Here is a 23,812-nt window from a genome sequence, read left to right on the forward strand (position 1 = left end):
GCAAACACAGAAGCTGAACAAAAAGGCTGCAATATTTCACACAAAGAACATTATATGATTTTTCCCCGCCGCCGTCAACCATTTCTCCATGAAGAGTGTCGGTTTATGATATAATGTACAAAAATGAGTAGTACATGTTTAGGTGATAAAAATGAAAAAACAAACAATTGATGAAGTGACGGCCTTTCATCAGAAAATGCTTTCTTTTTTCTTAACGAAATCTGAATCCGTCTCATTATCCGACTCGCTGTTATGGCTGGCCTCAGCTCTAGAATCCTGCTTTACATCTCTTTCATTGACCCTTTCACCGGCAGAATCAACACGTTTCACCATAAAAACAGAAGATGAACCGCATTATGCTCCGCTGAAAGAGAGTGACGGCCGTTTTATGATCAGGAATCAGACGTCCGGCAGATCCTTTTATCTGCGCTCGGAAGGCGGGCTGCCGATCCCGGAATCATTGCCTGAGATCGTTACTCTGTTTATCAATCAATCTGTGAGACAAAGCGGGCTGTTTGACAAAACGAAGCATCAGCGGAAAATTCACAGAATGACAGAAATGTTCCATTCGCTTTTGGATCAAAATGAGGTTTTGGAAAAACTGCAGGCAAGTTTGAGTACGGCTTTCCGGTCTTTCCGCTTTTCACTGTTTATCACGCAGGATCAGGATACGGACAGACAGCTTCCCGCAAAAGAATTACATATGGACGGAAAAGATGCCGATCCGTCTGCCCTGAAGGTTTATTTATCGGGGAGACTGCTCAGAAAAGGCAGGTCATCTGCTTACCTGCCGATCAAAGGCCAGCAGGGGACTTACGGGGTTCTGAAGACGGAGGGGCTGCAGGATGCCGTTCTTTCGTGCAGTACTCTCAGTGAAATGCTGCTGCTTACGGGCGCAGCGGGAAAAGCATTTGAAAATGCGCAGCTCTATGAGCAATCGAAAAAAAGCATTGCGAATCTGGAGCTCATTAATGAAACATCGCGCCAGCTGAATCAGCGCCTCAGACTCACTGACACGATGCGGGAACTCGCCGCCATTATGACCCAATCATTTCATGCGGAAGAAGTGGCTTTTTTTCATATTGATCATTTTGAGACGCAAAATCTGCTTCCGGGACATACCGCTTTTTTTAAGACAGAACGTGCGAACCCCTATATCAGCATTGTGAAAGAAAAGCTGTTCGAGGGAGAAAAGGGCGTGTTTATCGGCAGCGGAAAGACTGTATTCGGCGAAAACGGCTTCGGCTCGCTGATGGCGGTGCCGATGATCGAAAATGACACCGTCTTCGGGTTCGCGATTTTATTGAAAAAGGATTTGTATGCTTTTACGTTTGAAATGTATAAGCTTTTTCAAGCGCTCATTCACCATGCGACATTGGCGGTCACGAACTCCATGCTGCGCGACAGGCTTGAGCATCTTGTTCAGACAGACCAGCTGACGGAGCTGTATTCAAGAACCTATTTGGATGAGAAAATTCAATACAGCATGAAAATTCATAAACGGGGTGTATTCATCCTCGTTGATATCGATAATTTCAAAACCATTAATGATACATACGGTCATCAAACGGGAGATTCGATCCTGATTCAGGTGGCCTCCGTTATGAAAAACCATATTCGTGAGCATGATGTCGCTGCAAGGTGGGGGGGCGAGGAGCTGGCTGTCTATCTGCCGAATATCAACGTGTCATCCGGAGAACGCATCGCTAAAAGGCTGGTTCGCGCCATCCGGGAAAACACCGAGCCGCGCGTGACGATTTCCTGCGGCGTTTCCTGCTGGTCAAAGACAGGCCCGATGCCGTTGAAAATGCTCGTTCAGCAAGCGGACGAGGCGCTTTATATCGCCAAACGGAACGGCAAAAACCGGCTGATCATCCACCAAAACAGCACGACGACATAAAAAAGGAGCCGGCCTGCCGGCCGGGCTCCTTTTTTTATCCTAATCGTTTTTCAAGCGTTTCAACAAACTTTGCTAAATAGGCTTCGTCCGTTTCATCAAAACGGTTTTTCACAGGGCTGTCAATGTCCAGCACACCGATCACTTCACCGTTTACGCGGATCGGGAGGACGATTTCTGACTGGGAAGCCGCGTCACAGGCGATATGTCCCGGGAACGCATTCACATCGGCAATCCGCTGCACGGCGCCGTTAGAGTAGGCAGTGCCGCATACGCCTCTGCCGAACGGGATGCGCACACAGGCAGGAAGTCCTTGAAACGGTCCGAGCACGAGCTCGCCCTCTTTAGCGAAGTAAAACCCCGCCCAGTTGACTTCATGTAATGAATGGTATAAAAGCGCTGATGCATTCGCGTAATTTGCGATCGCATCCGTTTCATCTTCTGTCATGGCTTCGAGCTGTTTAAGCAGAAGCTGATAACTTTTTTCTTTATCTCCGGATTGTTTTTCGACATGAAACATGGAAAACCCTCACTTTTTCTATAATATCAAACAAAGTTCCGGCCGTTCTGCCGGCATTTGTCGAGAAGTTCTTACAGGAACGGCGCCTTTCTGCTTGAATTGTTACACATAAAGGGGTGAGCCGTATGAAAGTAAGCACCAAAGACAAAATTATTAACGCCGCTGTCCAGCTGTTTAACCAAAAAGGTTATTCCGGCACGTCCGTCCGTGAAATCGCAAAGTCAGCTGATGTAAATGTTGCGCACATCTCCTACTATTTTAAAGGGAAAGGCGGATTAATGGAACATTTAGTTTCCGAGTTTTACGAAGGCTATACTGAAGCGCTGGAAAAAGCCGCCGTCAGTATGAACGGTGAAGACGCGCAGGAACGCATCCTGCGGGTGATTTTCGATATTTTATCCTATCAGCACGATAACCGTCAATTAACGCGGTTTGTGTACCGGGAAGTGACGATTGATTCCGTGCTTATCAGGGAAATTATGTCTACTTACTTAATGAAAGAAAAATATATTTTCCAGCTGGTGATTGAAGAAGGGCAGTCACGCCACAGACGGCTGACGCTGCCCGTGCCGCATTTTATTCTGCAATTGAAATCCCTCTTGATGATGCCGTATCTTCAGCCTCAATACATTACAGAGGTGCTCTATATGCAGCCTCATGAACCGTACTTTTATAAAAGGTATTTTGAAGAGGTGAAGATCTGGATCGAAAGCGTGTTCCGACGGCCTGATGCGGCGCTTATGAAGTAATGATGCTTTTGTACGTTTCATAGGAACTGCCGACATCTTCCGCTTGATGGGCGTCCGACCCGAATATGAGCGGGATTTTTTTTTGCTTCGCCGTCTCAGCCATCCAATCCTCCATGTATACTTCCCCGGCAAACTTCTTTCTGAGCCCGGATGTATTCACATCCAGCTCCATTCCGTGTTCTTTCACGGCGTCAAGACAGCGGGCCGCAAGCTCTCTTATTTGAGGTGACATGCTGTAAGGGAAAAGGCGCGCGAATTTTTTGACGAGCGTGATATGGCCGACCCGTTTTGGCTTAAAGGGGCCGAGCGGTGTTACAATGGAAGAATACACAGTTTCATAGTATTGTTCATATACGGCTTCAACGCTTCCGAAGTGCGCGGCGAGCTGCTGAAAGGCGTGCTCGTCAAAATCGAGGCAGATATAAGACGGACCGGTCTTCAAAAAATGAACGGATAAAATGCCGTCATCCAGTGAGGGGCCGTACGTGTTCAGAAACGCCGCGGTTTCCTCTTCATACCCTGTGATAAAATCAGTTTCTAGCCCGGTCAGAATGCTGATTTGTCCATCGTATTCCTTTTTCAGCTGTGACAGCCGCTCCAAATAAACCTCCATCTGTCTGAGATCCATCGCGCTGTCCTGAAGCGGTACGGGATCTTGAAATGACGGAGGAAGGGGGGCGTGCTCTGTAAATGTGATCGAGTCAAAGCCTCTTTCCAGGGCCTTTTCGACATATTCTTTCAGCGCATCCTTCGAGCCGTGAGGGCAAAAAGGCGTGTGGATATGAGCGTCTCGTTTTTCCATTTGTGTCACTCCATTAAAAAATTGCAGAATCCTGCCGAAATTATGCAAAAAGTTTTTGATTTCTGGTCAAAAAATGTTGGTTACATGGTATCATAATAACAATGAAAACGACAGATTTTCTCAATACATATATTGAAATCTTTCTGAATACATAAAACACCCTGACAGATTAAGAGAACAACAAGGGGGCTCATTATGGAGTTAGTCATCGGATTATTGGTTATACTGCTCGCGCTCTTTGCGGCGGGCTACTTTTTCAGGAAAAAAATTTATACGGAAATTGACCGGCTGGAGTCATGGAAGATTGAAATTTTAAACCGTTCGATAGTGGAAGAAATGTCCAAGATCAAACATCTGAAAATGACCGGAGAGACGGAAGAGTTCTTTGAAAGATGGCGCGAAGAGTGGGATGAAATTGTCACAGCCCATCTGCCGAAAGTAGAAGAGCTCCTTTATGATGCCGAAGAGAACGCCGACAAATACCGGTTTAAAAAAGCGAATCAGGTGCTTGTCCACATCGACGACCTCCTCACTGCAGCCGAATCAAATATAGAAGGCATACTGCGTGAGATCAGCGATCTTGTGACGAGCGAGGAAAAAAGCCGCGGAGAGATTGAACAGGTGCGTGAGCGGTATTCAAAAGCGCGAAAAAACCTTCTGGCGTACAGCCATCTCTACGGAGAGCTATATAACAGTCTGGAGACGGATCTCGACGAAATCTGGAGCGGCATAAAAAAGTTCGAAGAAGAGACGGAAAGCGGCAATTACATCAAAGCGAGAAAAGTGCTGCTTGAACAGGACCGCAGACTGGATCAGCTTCAAACATACATAGATGACGTTCCGAAACTGCTCGCGGACTGTAAACAGACCGTGCCGAACCAAATTGCCAAGCTGAAAGACGGCTACCGGGAAATGACGGAAAAAGGCTACAAATTGGAGCATATTCAAATCGAAAAAGAGCTGGAGACACTCACAAATCAATTGAAACGGGCCGAAAGCGCGCTTTTGGAAGAATTAGATGTCGACGAAGCGTCCGCCATTCTTCAGCTGATTGATGAAACCATTCAATCCATGTATGAACAGCTGGAAGGCGAAGTGGAAGCCGGACAGTCCGTATTAAGCAAAATGCCTGAGCTGATCATCGCGTATGAGAAGCTTGAGGAAGAAAAAGACCGCACAAAAACCGAAACGGAGCTCGTCAAGGAAAGCTATCAGCTGACGGCGGGAGAAATCGGCAGACAGCATGCTTTCGAAAAACAGCTGGAAACGATAGGCCGGCTCCTTGAGCAGGCGAGAGAAAAGCTTGACGGCGAGCATGTCGCTTACTCGCTGCTGATTGAAGAAGTCGAGGCCATCGAAAAGCAGATGGAAGAGGCTCAGAAAGAACATGCCGAATACCGTGAAAATCTGCAGGCGCTCAGAAAAGAAGAACTGCAGGCGCGGGAAACGCTGATGAATCTTCGGAAAACCATTTCTGACACGGCCCGAATGCTGCAAAAAAGCAACGTGCCGGGAATTCCTGAACAAGTCAAGGACAAGCTCGAGACGGCAAATCATCATATAGAAGAGACCGTCAGCCAATTGGAAGAGCTGCCGTTAAACATGGAGGAAGCCGCCAAACATCTGACCGAAGCTGAAAAGGTGGTTGCGGAAGTCAGCGAAGAGGCGGAAGAACTTGTGATTCAGGTGAAGCTGATTGAGCGGATCATCCAGTACGGCAACCGCTTCCGAAGCCAGAATCATATTTTATCCGAACAGCTGAAAGAAGCGGAACGGCTGTTTTACGCTTACAGCTATAATGAAGCTTATGAGATGGCGGCAGCTGCTGTTGAAAAAGCAGCTCCCGGCGCCGTGAAAAAAATTAAAGCTGATCAATCTGCTTCATAGACGCACAAGCAAAAACTGCACCCTGATGGAAATCAGAGGTGCAGTTTTTTTGTTTCTCACGGAATATAAAAAGCGCCTATGGCTGATATACATCAAACCGCAGGCGCTGAATGTTACGATTTTGCTTTATTTAATTCGATGGGCGGGCTGATAAAAAACGTGATGATGCAGCCGATGATCGCTCCGGCAATGCCCGGAAGCACCCAGCCGATTCCCATGCTGTAAAGCGGAAGATTTGCGTTTAAGAATGAATCTAATGATCCGAGCGGAATGCCTGCTGCCTTCAAACCGTCCAGGATACTGAACAGTCCCGTTCCGATCAGGCAGGCGATATAGACTTCGCGTCTTTCCTTAAAGATTTTATCAATAAAGGAAAGGACGATAATGACAATCGCCAGCGGGTAAATGGCTGATAAAATAGGAACTGAAAATGCAATAATCTCAGCAAGTCCGAAATTTGAAATCGCCAGACTGAACAGCGTGACAATCGTAACCACCATTTTGTATGATAAAGCGGGAATCAATTTTGAAAAATATTCGCCGCAAGATGTGACAAGCCCGATGCTTGTCGTAAAACACGCAACGGTGATGGCGGCGCCGAGAACGATGTTTCCCAGTGAACCGAACAGGTAATCAGACGAAGCTGATAAAATCTTTGCGCCTTCGCCGAGCGGCCCGACAGCGTCCGTGCTTGTCGCTCCCAGATAGGCCAAAGATAAATAAATGAATGTCAAACCCGCCGCTGCAATCAGACCCGCTTTAATACAAGCGGCCGCGAGCGCTTTACGCTGGGTGACGCCCCTGCTTTTAACAGCGTTGACGACAACGACGCCGAAGACGATTGAGGCGAGCGCATCCATTGTTTTATAGCCTTCCAAAAATCCTTTGAACACCGGCGTTCCGGAATATGCCTGATGTACGGCGCCCAGCCCGCCCATCGGAGTGACGATGGCTTTTACGACAATGATTAAAATGATACCGAATTTAATGGGAGTCAAAATCTTTCCGACTCTGTCCACGATTTTGGACGGGTTAAGAGCTAAATAATACGTAATAGAAAAAAAGATCAACGTGAAAACAAATAAAGATAATCTTTCCGGAATGCCGCTTAAAAACGGAACTGCACCGATTTCATATGAAACGGTTCCGGTTCTCGGAATCGCGAAAAGCGGCCCGATTGATAAATAAAGCACAACGGTGAAAATAGTGCCGAATACCGGGTGAGCTTTATCGGCAAGTCCTTTCGCGTCTTTGCCTGTTAATGCGATGGCGATAATACCCAAAAGCGGCAGTCCTACGCCGGTCAGTAAGAAACCGCCCATCGCTTTCCAGACATTATGCCCCGCCGCTTGCCCAAGCTCCGGCGGATATATCATATTTCCTGCCCCGAAAAAAAGTGCGAAGAGCATGAAACCGATAATAACGGTATCTTTGACAGGTAGTGAGTGTTTCATAAAAGTCCTCCTAAATACTATGTTGAAATATTCTGTCAATTAATTGTCAGATAATATAACAAAACGAACATTACTTATTATATGGCAATGTACAGAGAAGTCAATACTCGATTTATTGCAAATTTCTATTTACTTTTGTTATGGTAGCATAAATATCATACGATGTACCGTTTTCATAAAAGGAGTAAAAAAAATGATATATTTAGACAACAGTTCAACGACCGAGCCGTATGAAGAGGTTTTGGAAGTGTATAAACAGACGAGCAGCCGTTATTTCGGCAATCCTTCGTCTCTGCACCAGTTAGGAACTGAGACGGAACAGCTCCTTGAAGCGGCCGCTCAGCAAATAAAAAGAACCTTACGTTTAAAAAATTATGATATTGTATTTACATCAGGCGCGACTGAAGCGAATAACGCTGCGTTAAAGGGAGCGGCCTGGGCAAACATGAGTAAAGGAAGACATATCATTGCTTCGGCGATTGAGCATCCTTCTGTGACGGAGACGCTTGATCAGCTGACAGAGCTGTTCGGCTTTGAAGTCACATATCTTCCGGCCGATCAAAACGGCTTCGTTTCTTTGAAAGACGTCAAATCGGCTATCAGGCCGGATACGATAATCGTCAGCGTCATGCATGTCAATAACGAAGTCGGCTCCATTCAGCCCGTAAAGGAAATCGGCGGGTTTTTGAAGCAGCACCGGAATATTCTGTTTCATGTTGATCATGTGCAGGGCATTCATAAAGTTCCTCTGTCTATAGAAGAAGCGGGCATTGACCTTTGCACCGTTTCAGGGCATAAGTTTCACGGCTTAAAAGGGACCGGAGCGCTTATCGTCAAAAAAGGAACGCGGCTCATTCCGCTTATAACGGGCGGCTCGCAGCAAAAAGGCGTCCGCGCCGGAACAGAACACACGGCAGGCGCCGTTTCCCTTGCGAAAGCGATCAATCTTTCCGCGCGTGACATGAATGAGCGGCTTTCTTCCGTGGAGGCTGCCAAGAATGCGCTCATGGAAAGGCTGAGCGGGACGGACGGGGTCGTCATCAACACTCCCGCCGAAAACAGCGCGCCGCATATCATTAATTTTTCCGTTCCGGGTGTGAAGGCGGAAGTGCTGCTGCACATGCTTGAGGAAAAAGGAATATATGTCTCCACAACCGCGGCATGTTCGGCAAGAGAGCACAAACCGAGCCGTGTTCTTCTGCAAATGAATAAAGGCGAACAGATTGCATCAAGCAGCATCAGAGTCAGCCTGAACTTCAGCCATACGGCTGACATCACGGAGCCGTTTATGGCCGCGCTGGTGCCGGCTGTTCAAAAACTAAAAAAAATGATGAGGTAGCATATGAATTACGATCATATTTTAATCCGTTTTGGTGAAATATCCACAAAAGGAAAAAACAGACGCAGTTTTATTGAAAGATTAAAACAGAATATCCGCCTGGTATTAAAGGATTATAAAAAAGTAAAATACTTTTCAAACCGGGACCGGATGTCAATTACACTTAATGGAGAAAACCCGGAGGAAATTTGTTCCTTATTAAAGAATATATTCGGCATTCAAAGTTTCAGTCTCGCAATTAAATGCGAAAGCAAGCTGGAAGACATTAAAAAAACGGCTTTAGCCGCGATAGAAGGCGAATATAAACCGGGGAATACGTTTAAGGTCGAGACCAAACGGGCTTACAAGCAGTTTGAATTAGATACGAATGCGATGAACGCTGAAATCGGCGGCCATATTTTGAAAAACACGGATGGATTAACCGTCGATGTGAAAAATCCCGATATTCCGCTTCGGATTGAAATCAGGGAGGAAGCGACATTCCTGACCATTCGTAACGAAAAAGGCGCCGGAGGCCTTCCTGTCGGTTCCGCGGGTAAAGCGATGCTGATGCTTTCCGGCGGTTTTGACAGTCCGGTCGCCGGTTTTTACGCGATGAAACGGGGATTATCAGTTGAAGCCGTACATTTCTTCAGTCCGCCGTATACGAGCGAACGGGCAAAGCAGAAAGTCATGGATCTCGCGGGATGCCTCGCGAAGTTCGGCGGCAGTATGACACTTCATATCGTGCCGTTTACAAAGACGCAGGAACTCATCCAAAAACAAATCCCGGAAAACTATACGATGACGGCGACGCGGCGTCTTATGCTGCAAATCGCGGACAGAATCAGAGAAGAACGAAAAGCGCTCGCGATCATTACGGGGGAAAGCCTCGGGCAGGTAGCGAGCCAGACGCTTGAAAGCATGTATGCGATCAATGCCGTGACGGCAACACCGGTTTTGCGCCCTTTAATCGGAATGGACAAAACAGAAATCATCGAGAAATCAAAAGAAATCGGCACTTATGAAACAAGCATTCAGCCGTTTGAGGACTGCTGCACCATCTTTACGCCGCCAAGTCCGAAAACACGTCCGAAAAAAGAAAAAATCGAGCACTTCGAAAGCTTCGTTGATTTTGAACCGCTGATTGCAGAGGCCGCTGCCGGCATCGAAACCATCACTGTTTACTCAGAGCAGGAAGCTCACGATAAGTTTGCCGGCCTGTTTTAAAACTGTATACAATTACCAAAGTTTTTTTGAATGAAGACATGTGTTTTATCACATTCTATACTCACAAGGAGGTGATACACATGTCACAATCAAACAGCGGAAACAGCAACCAGCTTTTAGTGCCAGGCGCTGCTCAAGCTATCGACCAAATGAAGTACGAAATCGCTTCTGAATTCGGTGTAAACCTTGGACCGGAAACAACTTCTCGCGCCAACGGTTCTGTCGGTGGAGAAATCACAAAACGTCTTGTCTCTTTTGCTCAGCAAAGCATGGGCGGAAGCAGCCAGCAGCAGTTTTAATCACAACTTCACATAATGGCTAAGAGAGCGGGGAATTCCCCGCTCTTTTTTCATGAGTATAGATAGAAGCGGGAAGCAATTTATGCATATTTTTATTGTAATGGCCTATGTTTATGTATAATGGGGAAAGAAAGTGAGGAGTTGTTCGTGTTAAAACGAGAAGATTTAATCGCCCCAAAGAACTATAACCTTGTAAATGAAATCGAAAAGTTCAGCCGTTCCAAAGAGAAGAACGCGCTTATTTGGGAAGATCAAACAGGCGGCAAGAAAGTCTGGACGTATGAAAAATTGATGGAAGAAACGAATAAAATCGGAGCCCGCCTGAAAGGTCTCGGATTTGAAAAAGGCGATAAGCTGATTGTCATGGTTCCGAGAGTGCTTGAAGCGTATGCCGTTTATTTAGCGATCTTAAAAGCGGGGATGGTCGTCATTCCTTGCTCGGAAATGCTGCGCGCCAAAGACCTTGAATACCGGATCAAACACGCCGAAGTGAAAGGCGCTATCGTTTATCCTTCATTTATAAACGCATTTGACGAGGTGAATACCGAGCAGCTGGTGACATTGTCAATCGGTGAAAATGATGCCGGCTGGAAAAACCTCCTAACGATTGAAGCGGACGGAGACAGTTTTCAAACAGCTGATACAACAAGAGAGGACATGGCGTTTTTGTCCTATACTTCAGGCACGACCGGCCAGCCTAAAGGCGTTGTACATACACACGGCTGGGCCTTTGCCCATTTAAAAACATCAGCCGGTGCATGGCTGGATATTTCCGAAGACGATACAGTGTGGGCCACCGCGGCGCCCGGCTGGCAGAAATGGGTGTGGAGCCCGCTGCTCGCCGTTCTGGGAAGCGGCGCGACAGGATTCATTTATCACGGCAGATTCAACGCCAAGACGTATTTAGAGCTGCTGGAGCGCCATCAAGTAAATGTCTTCTGCTGTACCCCGACGGAATACCGCCTGATGGCAAAAGTGGAGGAGCTGGACAAATATGATCTTTCTGCTCTTCACAGCGCAGTTTCTGCGGGTGAGCCATTAAACCGGGAAGTCATTGACGTATTCCGGAAGCATTTCGGCATTAAAGTGAGAGACGGATACGGCCAAACGGAGAGCACCCTGTTAGTCGGCGTCCTGAAGGATATGGATATTAAGCCGGGAAGCATGGGCAAACCGACCCCCGGAAATCAAGTAGAGATTATAAACGATAAGGGCGAAATATGCGAAACAGGCGAAACTGGCGATATCGCCGTGCATTTGAGCACACCGGCCTTATTCAAGGAATATTATAAAGATCCCGAAAGAACGAAAAAGCAGATTCGCGGAGATTACTTTCTTACAGGAGACCGCGCGAAAAAAGACGAGGACGGCTACTTTTGGTTTGAGAGCCGCAATGATGACATTATCGTCAGCTCCGGATATACAATCGGGCCTTTTGAAGTAGAGGACGCGCTCGTGAAGCATCCGGAAGTGAAAGAATGTGCAGTCGTGGCGAGCCCGGATGAAATCAGAGGTTCAATCGTAAAAGCTTATGTCGTTTTACAAGACGATGAAAAGCGCAGTGACGAACTTGTCAAAGAACTGCAAAACCACGTAAAAACGATTACGGCGCCTTACAAATATCCGAGAGAAATTGAATTTGTCGAAAGCCTGCCGAAAACGGCGTCCGCAAAAATCAGACGTGTGGAGTTGAGACAGCGTGAAGAACGGCTGAAGGCTGATAAAAAAGCATAATACAGGATAAAGGGTGAGCGGGGATGAAAGCGATTTGGCACGGCGGCACCATCTATACAATGCTTGACGAGAATCATGTCACTGAAGCCGTTTATACCGAAGACGGCATCATCAAACAGACGGGCGGCTTCCGGGAGCTCCAGGGAACATACGGTTCGCCTGATACGGAGGAAATCGATTTACATGGAGCTGTCATGTTCCCGGGGTTTTCGGACAGTCATATGCATTTAATCGGACACGGGGAAAAACAGCTTCGCCTCGATTTGTCGCAGCTGACGTCAAAAGAAGCGATCCTGCGGGCCGCAAAAGAAGCAGAGCGTGAATTGGAAGATGGCGAATGGCTGATCGGCGAAGGCTGGGATGAAAATCTGTTTGAACGGCCGGATTACGTCACGAAGCATGACCTTGACCCGCTCTTTCCCGACCGCCCCGTCCTGCTGAAGCGGGTATGCCGGCACGCCGTTGCGGTTAATTCGGCCGCATTGCGCGAGGCGGGAATTACAACCGAAACACCTGATCCAAACGGCGGGATTATCGTCCGGGACGGCACCGGTCCGACAGGTCTTCTGCTGGATAAAGCCCAAGAGCTTGTGACACAGGCCCTGCCGCCCGTCTCACTTCACTATGTCAAACGCGCGCTTCAAACGGCGATTACGGACTGCTGGTCAAAAGGCCTGACAGGCGGGCATTCAGAAGATCTGGCTTACTACGGAGACGCGTCCGTTCCCGTTGCCGCGTACGAGTCATTAACCGGCAGCGGCCTTTATCCTTTTCGCGCCCATCTGCTCGTTCATCACGAAGCCGTCGACAGCTGGAGCGCTCTGGATAAATCGACCGGACCTTACCTGGAATACGGAGCGATGAAAATTTTTGCTGACGGCGCGCTCGGAGGCAGAACCGCTCTGTTGAAAAAGCCTTATCATGATAATCCGTCAGTTTCCGGCGTTCAGGTGCACGATGACGAGACCCTTGCCGCTCTTGTTTATAAAGCGAGAGAGAAAGGAATGGAAATCGCCGTACACGCGATTGGCGACCTTGCATTTGAAAAGGTGCTCGATGTTATCGAAAGATATCCGGCAAAGCCCGGACAGCTAGACAGGCTCATTCATGCGCAAGTATTAGATGACGGATTGATTGAAAGAGCCGCCCGGCTGCCGATCGGACTTGATCTTCAGCCGCATTTTGTGGCCAGTGATTTTCCGTGGGTGATTGACCGGCTCGGAGAAGAGCGGATGAAAACGGCTTTCGCCTGGAAAACACTGCTGTCAAAAGGGCTGCTGTGCGCCGGAGGCTCAGACGCCCCGATTGAGCCGGCCGATCCGCTTCTGGGCATTCAATCGGCTGTGCTCCGTACAAGCAAGCAGCACCCGGAAGGTCCGGCCTATTATGAAAAAGAGTGCCTGACCGTGTACGAAGCCATTCAGCTTTACACGGAGGGAAGCGCGGCCATCGTCCATAAAGAACATAGCCGCGGACGGATCGCCCCCGGCTATGATGCCGACTTTACCGTACTCAGCGGTGATCCGTTCAGGACGGATCCGAAAAAGCTTCATGAATTGGAAGCGGTCAAAACCGTCGTCGGCGGCCGTATCGTATATGAAAAAGAGGACAGGCAGTGATGCCCGTCCTCTTTTTTTATGATAAAAATGATCGCTTTACTTTTTCCCAGAAAGAGTTGTCTTTCAGTTTCACCGTTTTGATTTTTTTATCGGATAGTGTAATCTCAACCTTTTTGACATTCCGCGTGCTGAGCGCTTCATTATCAAGCCCGATAATCGGATGCTCATTTCCGTCCTGCACCACCTGCAGTGTCAGCTTCCGGTCTGAGCTTAAAATAAATGGAGATCCGAGTGTACGGTATGTGTTGTTGTTCAACGACGCCAGTTCGGATACCTGCATGCAGGAAATCAAAGGATCAACAACGGCGCCTGAGACAGATTTATTGTAGGCGGTGCTGCCCGTCGGGGTGGAAATGATCATCCCGTCTCCTCTGAACGTCTCAAAATGAAGATCATCAATTAACACATCCATCACAAACGTTTTAATAATGCTTGAACGGATGGAAACCTCGTTTAAACAGTGAAAATGATTGCTGCCGTCCACCGTTACGTGAATGAGCGGGTATTTTCTGACCTCAAGCTGTTCCGCGGTCATGCTGGCCGCCATTTTTTCAGGCTCATCGCTGTGAAAATCACAGTACAAATGGGCTTTCCCTTTTTTAGCGATGCCGACATACAGGCAGTCATCACGGAATCCGGTTTTTCTGACGGCTTGCAGAAATGAGCCGTCGCTGCCGATGCTGGCGATAATACCGGCATCCTCCGGTTGAGCCGCAACTGTAAAACCGTGCGATTCAGCAAGCTGCTTCAAAGAGCTGACTTGTTCTTTTGTTTCGTTGTTTTGTTTGTGAAAAAAATAAACATTGCGGCGAAGATCGGTCATATCCCCATTCCCCTTTGCTGTCATATTTACGTTTTTCTCCCAGCAGGTATTGTGTTAAAATACCTGTGGCAATAGTGTAACATGTTTCCTGTTTATCCGTTAAGAGAAAGCGCTTCATGAAAAAAATGAATCTTTTTTTACGGGGGAACGTACGAATATTGACAGAAAAGGAGGAGAACAAATGAATGCAAAAAGATGGATTGCGCTCGTCATCGCGCTCGGCATTTTCGGCGTATCAGTCATTGCAAGTGTGACCGTCGGGGTGCTGAAGAATATCGGAGATACAGGGTCTGACTTTGCATCACTGACAGATGACACAGAGGAAGTGACGCTGGATAAGGGCAGCCCCGGCAGTAAAATCGCCGTGCTTGAAGTGGACGGCACGATTGAGGATAACGGCGGGTCCGCTGGCCTGCTCAGCTCAGGCGGGTATGATCACAGATCATTTTTAAAACAGGTTGAGCGTGCGAAAGAAGATAAAAGCGTCAAAGGAATTGTACTGAAAATCAATTCCCCCGGCGGAGGCGTGTACGAAAGCGCGGAAATACATAAAAAACTGGAAGAACTAAAGAAAGAAACGAAGAAACCGATTTATGTATCCATGGGCTCCATGGCGGCATCGGGAGGCTACTATATTTCAACGGCCGCCGATAAAATCTATGCTTCACCGGAAACGCTCACGGGTTCACTGGGCGTCATCATGGAAAGCGTCAATTATTCCAAGCTCGCCGATGAACTCGGCATCAAGTTTGAAACCATTAAAAGCGGCGCGCATAAAGACATCATGTCCCCGACCCGCGACATGACGAAGGAAGAAAGAAAGATCATGCAGACAATGGTCAACGATTCTTATGAAGGATTTGTCAATGTCATTTCAAAAGGCCGGCACATGTCAAAAGCGGATGTGAAAAAAATTGCCGACGGCCGTGTTTACGACGGCAGACAAGCGAAAAAAATCGGCCTCGTTGATGAGCTGGGTTTTTACGATGATACGATCAGCGCGATGAAAAAGGACCATAAAAATATGAAAAACGCTTCAGTCATCACATACGAGGAAGGATTCGGATTAGGCTCGCTCTTTTCCATGAGCGCAGCGAAAATGTTTAAAAGCGAAATTGATTTTCTGAATATGAAAGAACTCATTTCGCAATCCGGTTCGCCGCGGATGATGTATCTCTATGCAAAGTAGGGGGGAAGAAAGAATGGACGCGACTTACGAAGGCTTTCACGGCAAAGAAGAGGAAGCCGAACAACAGAAGGCGCCCGAGCAGGCATATGCGGGCTTTTGGATCAGGTTTTGGGCGTTTCTTCTTGATTGGCTGGTGGTCTGGGGACTTAACCATCTCATCGTTTCACCGATTTTCACGCTGATGAAGCTCCCGGCAACAAGCGGAATGTTTACAATCTCAGCTTATTCCGTCACAACCCTGATCGTCTACCTCGCCTATTTTGTGTTCATGACGAAATGGTTTCATCAGACACTCGGCAAAATGGTCTTCGGGTTAAAGGTCACTTCTTTGACGCCCGGAAAGCCGCTGACTTGGAGCACCGTTATTTTCAGAGAAGCGGTGGGGCGATATATCGATAAAATCTGGATTCTCTATATCGTCATTGCGTTTACGCCCAAAAAGCAGGGCATTCACGATTTGATCGCCGACACAACGGTGATTCACGAAGCGCTGTACCGCAAATAAAAGCAGTAAACCCGGAATAAACGTCCGGGTTTATTTTTTTGGGTTTTGGCGATAATGCTGCTAAGGAAGTGAAGCTTATGGGATATGCCGCAGCAGCTGTTATTCTCATTCTCATTTTGGTCTGGCTGCTCATGAGGATGAAAATCCATCTGACTTTCGAATATCTTCACGATAAAGATAACGACAAACTGACGTTTAAACTCTCGGCCTTATACGGGCTGGTCCGTTTTAAAAAAACGCTGCCCGTCATTAAAGTAAACAGCGAAGACGCGTCTATTGATGTCAAACAGGACACGAAATCAGAAATGAAAGGTCAGAAAAAAGAGAAGAAAAAAATCACATATGAAGATGTCAAACAGAGCATTCACAGAATAGAAATGATTCTGCACCAAGTCTTTCAGATGCGCCAAATCGCCGCCTCATTTCTTGCGGGAGTCCGTGTTACGAAGTTCGAATGGGTGACGGTTATCGGAATAAAAGACGCCGCCGTTACGGGAATCGCCGCCGGCGGATTGTGGGCCGTAAAGGGAGGCCTTACGGCGATGCTGTATGATCATCTGCGTTTCATACATAAACCGGTGTACGAAGTCATTCCGTCTTTTCAAGTGCCTGCATCCAAGACGCATTTGCAGTGTATATTCTTTTTTCGTTTTGGACATCTTATAGGTGCAGCTTTCAAATTGCTCAAATACGGGCGGAACGGACTTTCTATCATACGAAAGAAACAGCCGGTTCCGGTTGCTTCAAAGAATGATTCATCAGTTTAAGGAGGAGCGCATATGGCAGACCACCCCATTCAAGGTTTAATGAAAACCGCTATGGAAAATTTAAAAGAAATGATTGACGTGAATACAATCATCGGCGATCCTGTTGAAACGCCTGACGGCAGCGTAATCTTAACGGTTTCAAAGGTTGGATTCGGATTTGCGGCGGGCGGAAGCGAGTTTGGAGGAAAGCCGGCTGAAAAAAGAACCGATGATGATGAAAGAAAAGAGCAGAAGCTCCCGTTCGGCGGCGGAAGCGGCGGCGGAGTATCCATTACGCCGATTGCGTTTCTGATTGTCGGAACAAACGGCGTGCGTATGCTTCATTTAGACGAAAACACCCATCTGATTGATAAACTGTTAGACTCCGCGCCTCAAACGATTGAACGCATCCAGCATATGTTTAAAAAGAATGAAAAAGGCCGGAACCAAAAAAGAACGGATATCGATTTATAACAGAAAAGTTAACTGCCGCCCGCAGTTAGCTTTTTTTACGATGCGGCATAACCTTTGCAGTTTGCATAAAACTCGACTATGATAGAGCTATACATAGATAAAGGGAGGAATCAGAATGGCTGAAATTACATTTAAAGGCGGAGCCGTGACGCTGATCGGACAAGAAGTGAAACCGGGTGACCAAGCTCCTGACTTCACGGTTTTGACAAACGGATTAGAAGAGAAGACATTAGCAGATATGAAAGGGAAAGTAACGATCATATCCGTTATTCCTTCCATTGACACAGGCGTATGTGACGCGCAGACACGCCGCTTCAACGAAGAAGCCGCAAAACTCGGTGATGTGAACGTTTATACAATCAGCGCCGACCTTCCGTTTGCACAAGCGCGCTGGTGCGGAGCGAACGGAATTGATAAAGTGGAAACATTATCGGATCATAAAGAGATGTCATTTGGTGAAGCATTCGGTGTTTACATCAAAGAACTTCGTCTTTTGGCGCGTTCCGTATTCGTCCTTGATCAGGACGGAAAAGTCGTTTACGCGGAATACGTAAGCGAAGCGACAAACCACCCGAATTATGAAAAGCCTATCGAAGCTGCAAAAGCGTTAATCAAGTAAAGAGGGAAAAAGAGCTCCGGGTGCTGCCGCGGAGCTCTTTTCATGGCAAGGAGGAAACAGCATGCAACACGACCATGTCGGTCAGATTTATGAACTTTTAGATGAAGCCGCCCAAGTGATAGCAGAAGGCCTTGAGATTTCTTATATTGAGGGGCTTGCGGAGGCGGGAGAGATGTATTTTCTTGAAACGGCCGACCAGCTTCCGCTTCAGGAAAAGCAAGCCGGCGAGCTTAAAAGCCTGCTTGCGAAAGCAGACTTCAGAAAATGGGAGCATGAATGGATCCGCAAGGCGTTCCAGCTCGCCATTTTAAAAGGACTGAAAGATAAGTCCCATCCGAACAGACAGATGACGCCTGATACGATCGGCCTTTTCATCAGTTACCTCGTGAATAAATTTACGGGCGGCCGAAAAGGCCTGACATTGCTGGACCCCGCCTGCGGCACCGGAAATCTTCTGCTGACCGCGGCAAACCAGCTTTCTGACAAAGCGGCAAAAAGCTTCGGCATTGAAATCGACGATGTCCTTCTGAAGATCGCTTATGCTCAGGCGAATCTGCAGGAAAAAGAAATGGAGCTGTTCTGCCAGGACAGTCTTCAGCCGTTATTTATCGAACCGGCCGATGCGGTTATCTGCGATTTGCCGGTCGGCTACTATCCGAATGACGAAGGCGCTCAAGCGTTTGAGCTGAAAGCGGATGAAGGCCACTCATTTGCTCACCACTTATTTATTGAGCAGAGCGTCAAACATACAAAACCGGGCGGATACTTATTTTTTATGATTCCGAACCATCTGTTTGACAGCGCGCAAAGCGATAAACTGAAGCGGTTTTTTGCGGAAAAAGTGTATATCAACGCCCTTCTCCAGCTGCCGGCTACGATGTTTAAAGACGAAGCGCAGGCAAAGAGCATTTTAATCTTGCAGAAAAAAGGCGAAGACACAAAGCCGCCGAAACAAGCGCTTTTGGCGAATCTTCCTTCTTTTGCGAACCAGCAGGCGATGCGGGAGATGATGGCAAAATTGGATCAATGGATTCAAAAAGAAAAATAATGACGAAAAAGCAGTGTGAGACGCAAAATCCCGCGCTGCTTTTCGCTTTTTAAAATGAATGGAAATCAGGGCGAAAACACAAATTAAGGAAAGAAAATAATATTCCGTAAGGCCGTGCCGTCCATTTGGCACAAATGAGATTTATCAGAAAATATCGACTTCGTGTTGTAAGCGGTACCAATGTGGATGTTGACTTGAAATGCTGGGTTGACAATGTTTAAATGGAAAAGTCAGATATTTTTTGGACCGCAGTTATGGTCTGGGAAAAAAGAACGAACAAACGAAGAAGAATTTTGATAGGAGCGTCATTTATGTCTAAAATTATTGCAATTAACGCAGGAAGCTCATCTTTAAAATTTCAGTTATTCGAAATGCCTTCAGAAAAGGTGCTAACAAAAGGTTTAGTAGAACGGATCGGTATCGCCGACAGCGTTTTCACTATCTCTGTTAACGGCGAAAAAAATACAGAAGTGACAGATATTCCGGATCATGCGGTTGCGGTGAAGATGCTGCTTCACAAGCTGACTGAATTCGGTATTATAAAGGATTTAAATGAAATTGACGGAATCGGCCACCGTGTGGTTCACGGCGGAGAAAAATTCAGCGATTCTGTTTTGCTTACGGATGAAACAATCCGTGAGATTGAAGAGATTTCAGAACTTGCGCCGCTTCATAATCCGGCTAACATCGTCGGCATTAAAGCCTTTAAAGAAGTGCTTCCGGATGTGCCTGCGGTTGCAGTGTTTGATACGGCGTTCCACCAAACGATGCCTGAGCAATCTTACCTGTACAGCCTTCCGTACGAATACTACGAGAAATACGGCATCCGCAAATACGGTTTCCACGGCACTTCTCATAAATACGTGACACAGCGCGCAGCTGAGCTTCTCGGCCGCCCGCTTGAAGATTTGCGTCTGATTTCCTGCCACCTCGGTAACGGCGCAAGTATCGCGGCCGTAGAAGGCGGAAAATCCATTGATACGTCAATGGGCTTCACACCGCTTGCGGGTGTTGCGATGGGAACACGTTCAGGAAACATCGACCCTGCATTGATCCCGTACATTATGGAAAAAACGGATCAGACGGCAGATGAAGTATTAAATACGTTAAATAAAAAGAGCGGACTGCTTGGCATATCCGGTTTCTCCAGCGACCTTCGCGATATCGTAGAAGCTTCAAAAGAAGGAAACGAAAGAGCGGAAACGGCTCTTGAAGTGTTTGCAAGCAGAATCCATAAATACATCGGTTCTTACGCTGCGAGAATGAGCGGCGTTGACGCGATTATTTTCACTGCGGGTATCGGTGAAAACAGCGTTGAAGTCAGAGAACGCGTGCTTCGCGGCTTAGAATTCATGGGTGTATATTGGGATCCTGCGCTGAACAACGTGCGCGGCGAGGAAGCGTTTATCAGCTACCCTCACTCTCCTGTCAAAGTCATCATCATTCCGACTGACGAAGAGGTCATGATCGCACGCGACGTTGTCCGCCTTGCACAGTAATGATCGAAAAAAGCACATCCTTTAGGGTGTGCTTTTTTATTGAATGCCCCAGAGTCAAACGTTACGATATGTTTAATACATAAACGATGAGGTGAAGCAATGAGTGTGCATGAACATAAACAAGAAGCCCCGTCAGCCGTGCGCTGCAAGGTGATAACAGTCAGCGACACGAGAACGAAAGAAACCGACAAAAGCGGTCGCGTCATGATGGATTTCATCAGAGAAGCGGGATTTGAAACGGTCGCTTATGACATTGTAAAAGATGAAAAAGATGAATTGCAGAAAGCCGTTTTATCCGGCTGTATGGATGAATATACAGATGCGGTGCTGTTAAACGGAGGGACGGGCATTGCCGAAAGGGATGTCACAATTGAAGCGGTCACGCCGCTGTTTTCAAAAGAACTCCCGGGATTCGGCGAGCTGTTCCGCATGCTGAGCTATACGGAGGACATCGGTTCCGCCGCCATTTTGTCCAGAGCGGCAGCGGGTGTGATCCGAAATACCGCAGTCTTCTGCACGCCCGGCTCCTCAGGCGCCGTAAAGCTTGCAATGAGTAAACTGATTATTCCTGAACTGCCTCATGTGCTCCGGGAAATCCGAAAAGATTTATAAATGTATAAAAAGGCTTTGCTCCGCTCAAAAAATTGGGTGGGGTTTTTTTTATAAAAGGCTTGAAAAAACAGAATTTACTTGTTACAGTGTATACATACAAAATGCATTTTTATTAATTAAAACTAATTTTTATACAAAGGGAGCTTTTAACATGGCAGAACAAAAAAAGGTTGTATTGGCATACTCAGGAGGTCTTGATACTTCTGTAGCGATAAAATGGCTGCAAGAACAGGGATACGATGTTGTTGCCTGCTGCTTAGATGTTGGGGAAGGAAAGGATTTGGCATTCGTTCAGCAAAAAGCGCTGGAAGTTGGCGCCGTAAATTCGTATGTGATTGATGCGAAAGAAGAATTCGCCCGGGAGTACGCGCTCATTTCTATGCAGGCCCATACAATGTATGAAGGCAAGTATCCGCTCGTATCTGCACTATCCCGTCCGTTAATCGCGAAAAAACTCGTTGAAGTGGCGGAAAAGGAAAACGCGGTGGCCGTAGCGCACGGCTGCACGGGAAAAGGCAACGATCAGGTTCGTTTCGAAGTATCCATTAAATCATTAAATCCTGATCTGGAGGTCATTGCTCCGGTCCGTGAGTGGCAATGGTCGCGTGAAGAAGAAATTGAATACGCCGCAAGCCGCGGCATACCGATTCCGATCAATCTTGACAGCCCGTATTCCATCGACCAGAACCTATGGGGACGCGCCAATGAATGCGGTATATTAGAAGATCCGTGGGCGGCGCCGCCTGAAGGGGCATATGACCTGACAGCATCTCTTGAAAACACGCCGGACGTTCCGGAAATCATCGAAATCGCATTTGAAGCCGGTGTTCCGGTTTCAATCGACGGCGTAACCTACCCGCTCGCTGATTTAATTCTCAAGCTGAACGAGACTGCCGGAAAACACGGCATCGGCCGGATTGACCATGTGGAAAACCGCCTGGTCGGCATTAAGTCCCGTGAAGTTTATGAGTGCCCGGGCGCCATGACTTTAATTACGGCTCACAAAGAGCTTGAGGATCTGACTTTAGTGAAAGAAGTGGCCCATTTCAAACCGGCAATTGAACAAAAACTGTCTGAAATCATCTATAACGGTTTATGGTTCTCGCCGTTAAAAGACGCGCTGCTTGCATTCCTGAAAGAAACCCAAAAGCACGTCACCGGCGTTGTGCGAGTCAAGCTGTTTAAAGGCCATGCCATTGTAGAAGGACGCAAGTCGGAATATTCACTCTACGATGAAAAACTTGCGACATATACAAAAGACGATGCGTTTGACCATCATGCGGCAATCGGCTTTATCGAGCTTTGGGGACTGCCGACAAAAGTAAACAGCATTGTGAAAAAGAAGGAGCAGATTGAAGCATGAAGAAGCTTTGGGGAGGCCGTTTTCAAAAAACACCGGAAAAGTGGGTCGATGAGTTCGGCGCATCCATCGCATTCGACCAAAACTTAGTCAAAGAGGATATTACAGGGTCTCTCGCTCATGCGGCAATGCTGAAAAAATGCGGCATTCTGACGGAAGAAGAAGAAGGCGCCATCCGACAGGGGCTGCAGACCCTCCTGCAAAAAGCAGAGGAAGGAACGCTTGAATTCTCTGTTGATTATGAAGATATCCATTTGAATATTGAAAAAATGCTGATCGAAGAAATCGGACCGCTAGGCGGCAAGCTCCATACCGGCAGAAGCCGGAATGACCAGGTGGCGACCGACATGCATTTGTATTTGAAAGATCATGTCTCACATATCATCGTGCTGATTGAACAGTTCCAAAAAGCGCTGATCGAAAAAGCCGAGGCCAATGTCGAGACCATTCTGCCGGGGTACACCCATTTGCAGCGGGCTCAGCCGATTTCTTTCGCCCACCATCTGCTTGCTTATTTTTGGATGCTTGAACGGGATAAAGAACGTTTTCGGGATGCTATGAAGCGGATTAACATATCGCCGCTCGGATGCGGGGCGCTTGCCGGAACTACGTTTCCGATAGACCGTAACTATTCGGCGGAGCTGCTTGGTTTTGACTCCATTTATGAGAACAGTCTTGACGGAGTCAGTGACAGAGATTTTATTCTCGAGTTTTTAAGCGGCAGCAGCATGCTGATGATGCACCTTTCACGTTTATCAGAAGAAATCATTCTATGGTGCTCGCAGGAATTCAGATTCATTGAACTGGATGATACGTACGCGACGGGAAGCAGCATGATGCCGCAGAAGAAAAACCCCGACATGGCGGAGCTGATCCGCGGTAAAACCGGACGCGTATACGGTGATATGATGGGGCTTTTCACGATTATGAAAGGGCTCCCGCTCGCTTACAACAAAGACCTGCAGGAAGATAAAGAGGGCATGTTTGACACGGTGAAAACCGTAGAAGGAAGCCTTCAGATTTTCACGGGCATGATTGAAACGATGAAGGTAAACAAAGACATCATGAAACAAGCGACAAAACAAGATTTTTCAAACGCGACGGAACTTGCCGATTATTTAGCTAAAAAAGGCATGCCGTTCAGAGAAGCGCATGAAGTGGTCGGCAAGCTTGTGTACAGCTGTATTGAAAAAGGAATCTATTTAAGTGACATGGCATTTGAAGAATTCCTTCAAGCCAGCAGTCTCTTTGAAGAAGATATCTATACCGTGCTCGATCCGCATCATGCGGTTGAAAAAAGAATGAGCGCCGGCGGAACGGGTTTTCAGCAGGTAGAACAGGCGCTCGTAAAAGCAAAAGCCTGCGCCGGCATTTAATTTGCTGAAATTTCCTTCATATTTTCCCGTCATATCAGACACCCTACATCTA

The 23,812-nt window shown here is 47.2% G+C and carries 22 protein-coding genes; 18 read left to right on the forward strand and 4 right to left on the reverse strand.

Features of this window, described 5'->3' with window-relative positions; translation table 11 throughout:
* Positions 1 to 151: 151 nt before the first annotated feature.
* Positions 152 to 1,900 (forward strand): sensor domain-containing diguanylate cyclase, encoded by a 1,749-nt coding sequence (locus tag ACWJJ5_RS10775; protein WP_454022399.1) that lies wholly within the window; start codon positions 152 to 154, stop codon positions 1,898 to 1,900.
* Positions 1,901 to 1,934: 34 nt separating this feature from the next.
* On the opposite strand, the gene ACWJJ5_RS10780 is transcribed toward ACWJJ5_RS10775, so the two are convergent.
* A complete protein-coding gene (locus tag ACWJJ5_RS10780; protein ID WP_025853271.1) occupies positions 1,935 to 2,417 on the reverse strand; it encodes a GAF domain-containing protein in 483 nt (160 codons plus the stop codon).
* Positions 2,418 to 2,542: 125 nt separating this feature from the next.
* Here ACWJJ5_RS10780 and refZ point away from each other — a divergent pair, with 125 nt between their 5' ends.
* Positions 2,543 to 3,166 carry a forespore capture DNA-binding protein RefZ gene (gene refZ / locus ACWJJ5_RS10785; protein ID WP_007408038.1) on the forward strand — a complete coding sequence of 208 codons (624 nt, stop codon included), beginning with the start codon at positions 2,543 to 2,545 and terminating at the stop codon, positions 3,164 to 3,166.
* On the opposite strand, the gene hisJ is transcribed toward refZ, so the two are convergent.
* The gene (gene hisJ / locus ACWJJ5_RS10790) at positions 3,156 to 3,968 is read right to left on the reverse strand and encodes a histidinol-phosphatase HisJ (RefSeq protein WP_014305577.1); all 813 of its coding nucleotides are present in this window, start codon (positions 3,966 to 3,968) and stop codon (positions 3,156 to 3,158) included. The two genes, refZ and hisJ, sit on opposite strands and share 11 nt — an antisense overlap.
* A 195-nt stretch (positions 3,969 to 4,163) precedes the next feature.
* Here hisJ and ezrA point away from each other — a divergent pair, with 195 nt between their 5' ends.
* Positions 4,164 to 5,855 carry a septation ring formation regulator EzrA gene (ezrA, locus tag ACWJJ5_RS10795; protein WP_052586432.1) on the forward strand — a complete coding sequence of 564 codons (1,692 nt, stop codon included), beginning with the start codon at positions 4,164 to 4,166 and terminating at the stop codon, positions 5,853 to 5,855.
* Positions 5,856 to 5,968: 113 nt separating this feature from the next.
* Here the strand turns inward: ezrA and brnQ are convergent, their stop codons facing one another.
* A complete protein-coding gene (brnQ, locus tag ACWJJ5_RS10800; RefSeq protein ID WP_454022400.1) occupies positions 5,969 to 7,309 on the reverse strand; it encodes a branched-chain amino acid transport system II carrier protein in 1,341 nt (446 codons plus the stop codon).
* A gap of 193 nt (positions 7,310 to 7,502) precedes the next feature.
* Here brnQ and ACWJJ5_RS10805 point away from each other — a divergent pair, with 193 nt between their 5' ends.
* The 5 genes from ACWJJ5_RS10805 to ACWJJ5_RS10825 all read left to right on the forward strand — a co-directional run bounded on the left by ACWJJ5_RS10805 (position 7,503) and on the right by ACWJJ5_RS10825 (position 13,509).
* Entirely contained in the window at positions 7,503 to 8,648 is a 1,146-nt protein-coding gene (locus ACWJJ5_RS10805; protein WP_065180631.1) for a cysteine desulfurase family protein, read from the forward strand.
* Positions 8,649 to 8,651: 3 nt separating this feature from the next.
* Positions 8,652 to 9,857 carry a tRNA uracil 4-sulfurtransferase ThiI gene (thiI, locus tag ACWJJ5_RS10810; RefSeq protein WP_032858466.1) on the forward strand — a complete coding sequence of 402 codons (1,206 nt, stop codon included), beginning with the start codon at positions 8,652 to 8,654 and terminating at the stop codon, positions 9,855 to 9,857.
* Between the two features lie 80 nt (positions 9,858 to 9,937).
* A complete protein-coding gene (locus ACWJJ5_RS10815; RefSeq protein WP_003152415.1) occupies positions 9,938 to 10,156 on the forward strand; it encodes an alpha/beta-type small acid-soluble spore protein in 219 nt (72 codons plus the stop codon).
* 147 nt (positions 10,157 to 10,303) lie between these two features.
* Positions 10,304 to 11,890 carry an acyl-CoA synthetase MbcS gene (gene mbcS, locus ACWJJ5_RS10820; RefSeq protein WP_020956201.1) on the forward strand — a complete coding sequence of 529 codons (1,587 nt, stop codon included), beginning with the start codon at positions 10,304 to 10,306 and terminating at the stop codon, positions 11,888 to 11,890.
* A 23-nt stretch (positions 11,891 to 11,913) separates the two neighbouring features.
* Positions 11,914 to 13,509 carry an amidohydrolase gene (locus tag ACWJJ5_RS10825; protein WP_176283468.1) on the forward strand — a complete coding sequence of 532 codons (1,596 nt, stop codon included), beginning with the start codon at positions 11,914 to 11,916 and terminating at the stop codon, positions 13,507 to 13,509.
* Between the two features lie 16 nt (positions 13,510 to 13,525).
* Here the strand turns inward: ACWJJ5_RS10825 and ACWJJ5_RS10830 are convergent, their stop codons facing one another.
* On the reverse strand, positions 13,526 to 14,332 hold the full coding sequence (locus ACWJJ5_RS10830) for an NAD kinase (protein ID WP_176283467.1): 807 nt from the start codon (positions 14,330 to 14,332) through the stop codon (positions 13,526 to 13,528).
* Positions 14,333 to 14,513: 181 nt separating this feature from the next.
* Here ACWJJ5_RS10830 and sppA point away from each other — a divergent pair, with 181 nt between their 5' ends.
* The 10 genes from sppA to argH all read left to right on the forward strand — a co-directional run bounded on the left by sppA (position 14,514) and on the right by argH (position 23,760).
* On the forward strand, positions 14,514 to 15,521 hold the full coding sequence (sppA, locus tag ACWJJ5_RS10835; RefSeq protein WP_003152419.1) for a signal peptide peptidase SppA: 1,008 nt from the start codon (positions 14,514 to 14,516) through the stop codon (positions 15,519 to 15,521).
* 13 nt (positions 15,522 to 15,534) lie between these two features.
* Positions 15,535 to 16,026 (forward strand): RDD family protein, encoded by a 492-nt coding sequence (locus ACWJJ5_RS10840; RefSeq protein WP_017418361.1) that lies wholly within the window; start codon positions 15,535 to 15,537, stop codon positions 16,024 to 16,026.
* Positions 16,027 to 16,103: 77 nt separating this feature from the next.
* Positions 16,104 to 16,793 carry a DUF2953 domain-containing protein gene (locus ACWJJ5_RS10845; RefSeq protein ID WP_069473535.1) on the forward strand — a complete coding sequence of 230 codons (690 nt, stop codon included), beginning with the start codon at positions 16,104 to 16,106 and terminating at the stop codon, positions 16,791 to 16,793.
* Between the two features lie 12 nt (positions 16,794 to 16,805).
* Positions 16,806 to 17,246 (forward strand): GerW family sporulation protein, encoded by a 441-nt coding sequence (gene ytfJ / locus ACWJJ5_RS10850; protein WP_003152423.1) that lies wholly within the window; start codon positions 16,806 to 16,808, stop codon positions 17,244 to 17,246.
* Between the two features lie 115 nt (positions 17,247 to 17,361).
* Positions 17,362 to 17,865 carry a thiol peroxidase gene (gene tpx, locus ACWJJ5_RS10855; RefSeq protein WP_007408050.1) on the forward strand — a complete coding sequence of 168 codons (504 nt, stop codon included), beginning with the start codon at positions 17,362 to 17,364 and terminating at the stop codon, positions 17,863 to 17,865.
* 61 nt (positions 17,866 to 17,926) lie between these two features.
* Positions 17,927 to 18,913, forward strand: coding sequence for a class I SAM-dependent methyltransferase (locus tag ACWJJ5_RS10860; protein WP_173613153.1), 987 nt, complete (start codon positions 17,927 to 17,929; stop codon positions 18,911 to 18,913).
* Positions 18,914 to 19,224: 311 nt separating this feature from the next.
* Entirely contained in the window at positions 19,225 to 20,412 is a 1,188-nt protein-coding gene (locus ACWJJ5_RS10865) for an acetate kinase (RefSeq protein WP_003152426.1), read from the forward strand.
* Positions 20,413 to 20,511: 99 nt separating this feature from the next.
* On the forward strand, positions 20,512 to 21,024 hold the full coding sequence (locus tag ACWJJ5_RS10870; RefSeq protein WP_003152427.1) for a MogA/MoaB family molybdenum cofactor biosynthesis protein: 513 nt from the start codon (positions 20,512 to 20,514) through the stop codon (positions 21,022 to 21,024).
* Between the two features lie 151 nt (positions 21,025 to 21,175).
* Positions 21,176 to 22,387 carry an argininosuccinate synthase gene (locus ACWJJ5_RS10875; protein WP_003152428.1) on the forward strand — a complete coding sequence of 404 codons (1,212 nt, stop codon included), beginning with the start codon at positions 21,176 to 21,178 and terminating at the stop codon, positions 22,385 to 22,387.
* Positions 22,384 to 23,760, forward strand: a complete 1,377-nt coding sequence (gene argH / locus ACWJJ5_RS10880; RefSeq protein WP_110085480.1) for an argininosuccinate lyase — start codon at positions 22,384 to 22,386, stop codon at positions 23,758 to 23,760. The genes ACWJJ5_RS10875 and argH overlap by 4 nt, the downstream gene beginning before the upstream one ends.
* Positions 23,761 to 23,812 lie beyond the last annotated feature (52 nt).

It is taken from the genome of Bacillus sp. JK74 (genome assembly GCF_053663395.1).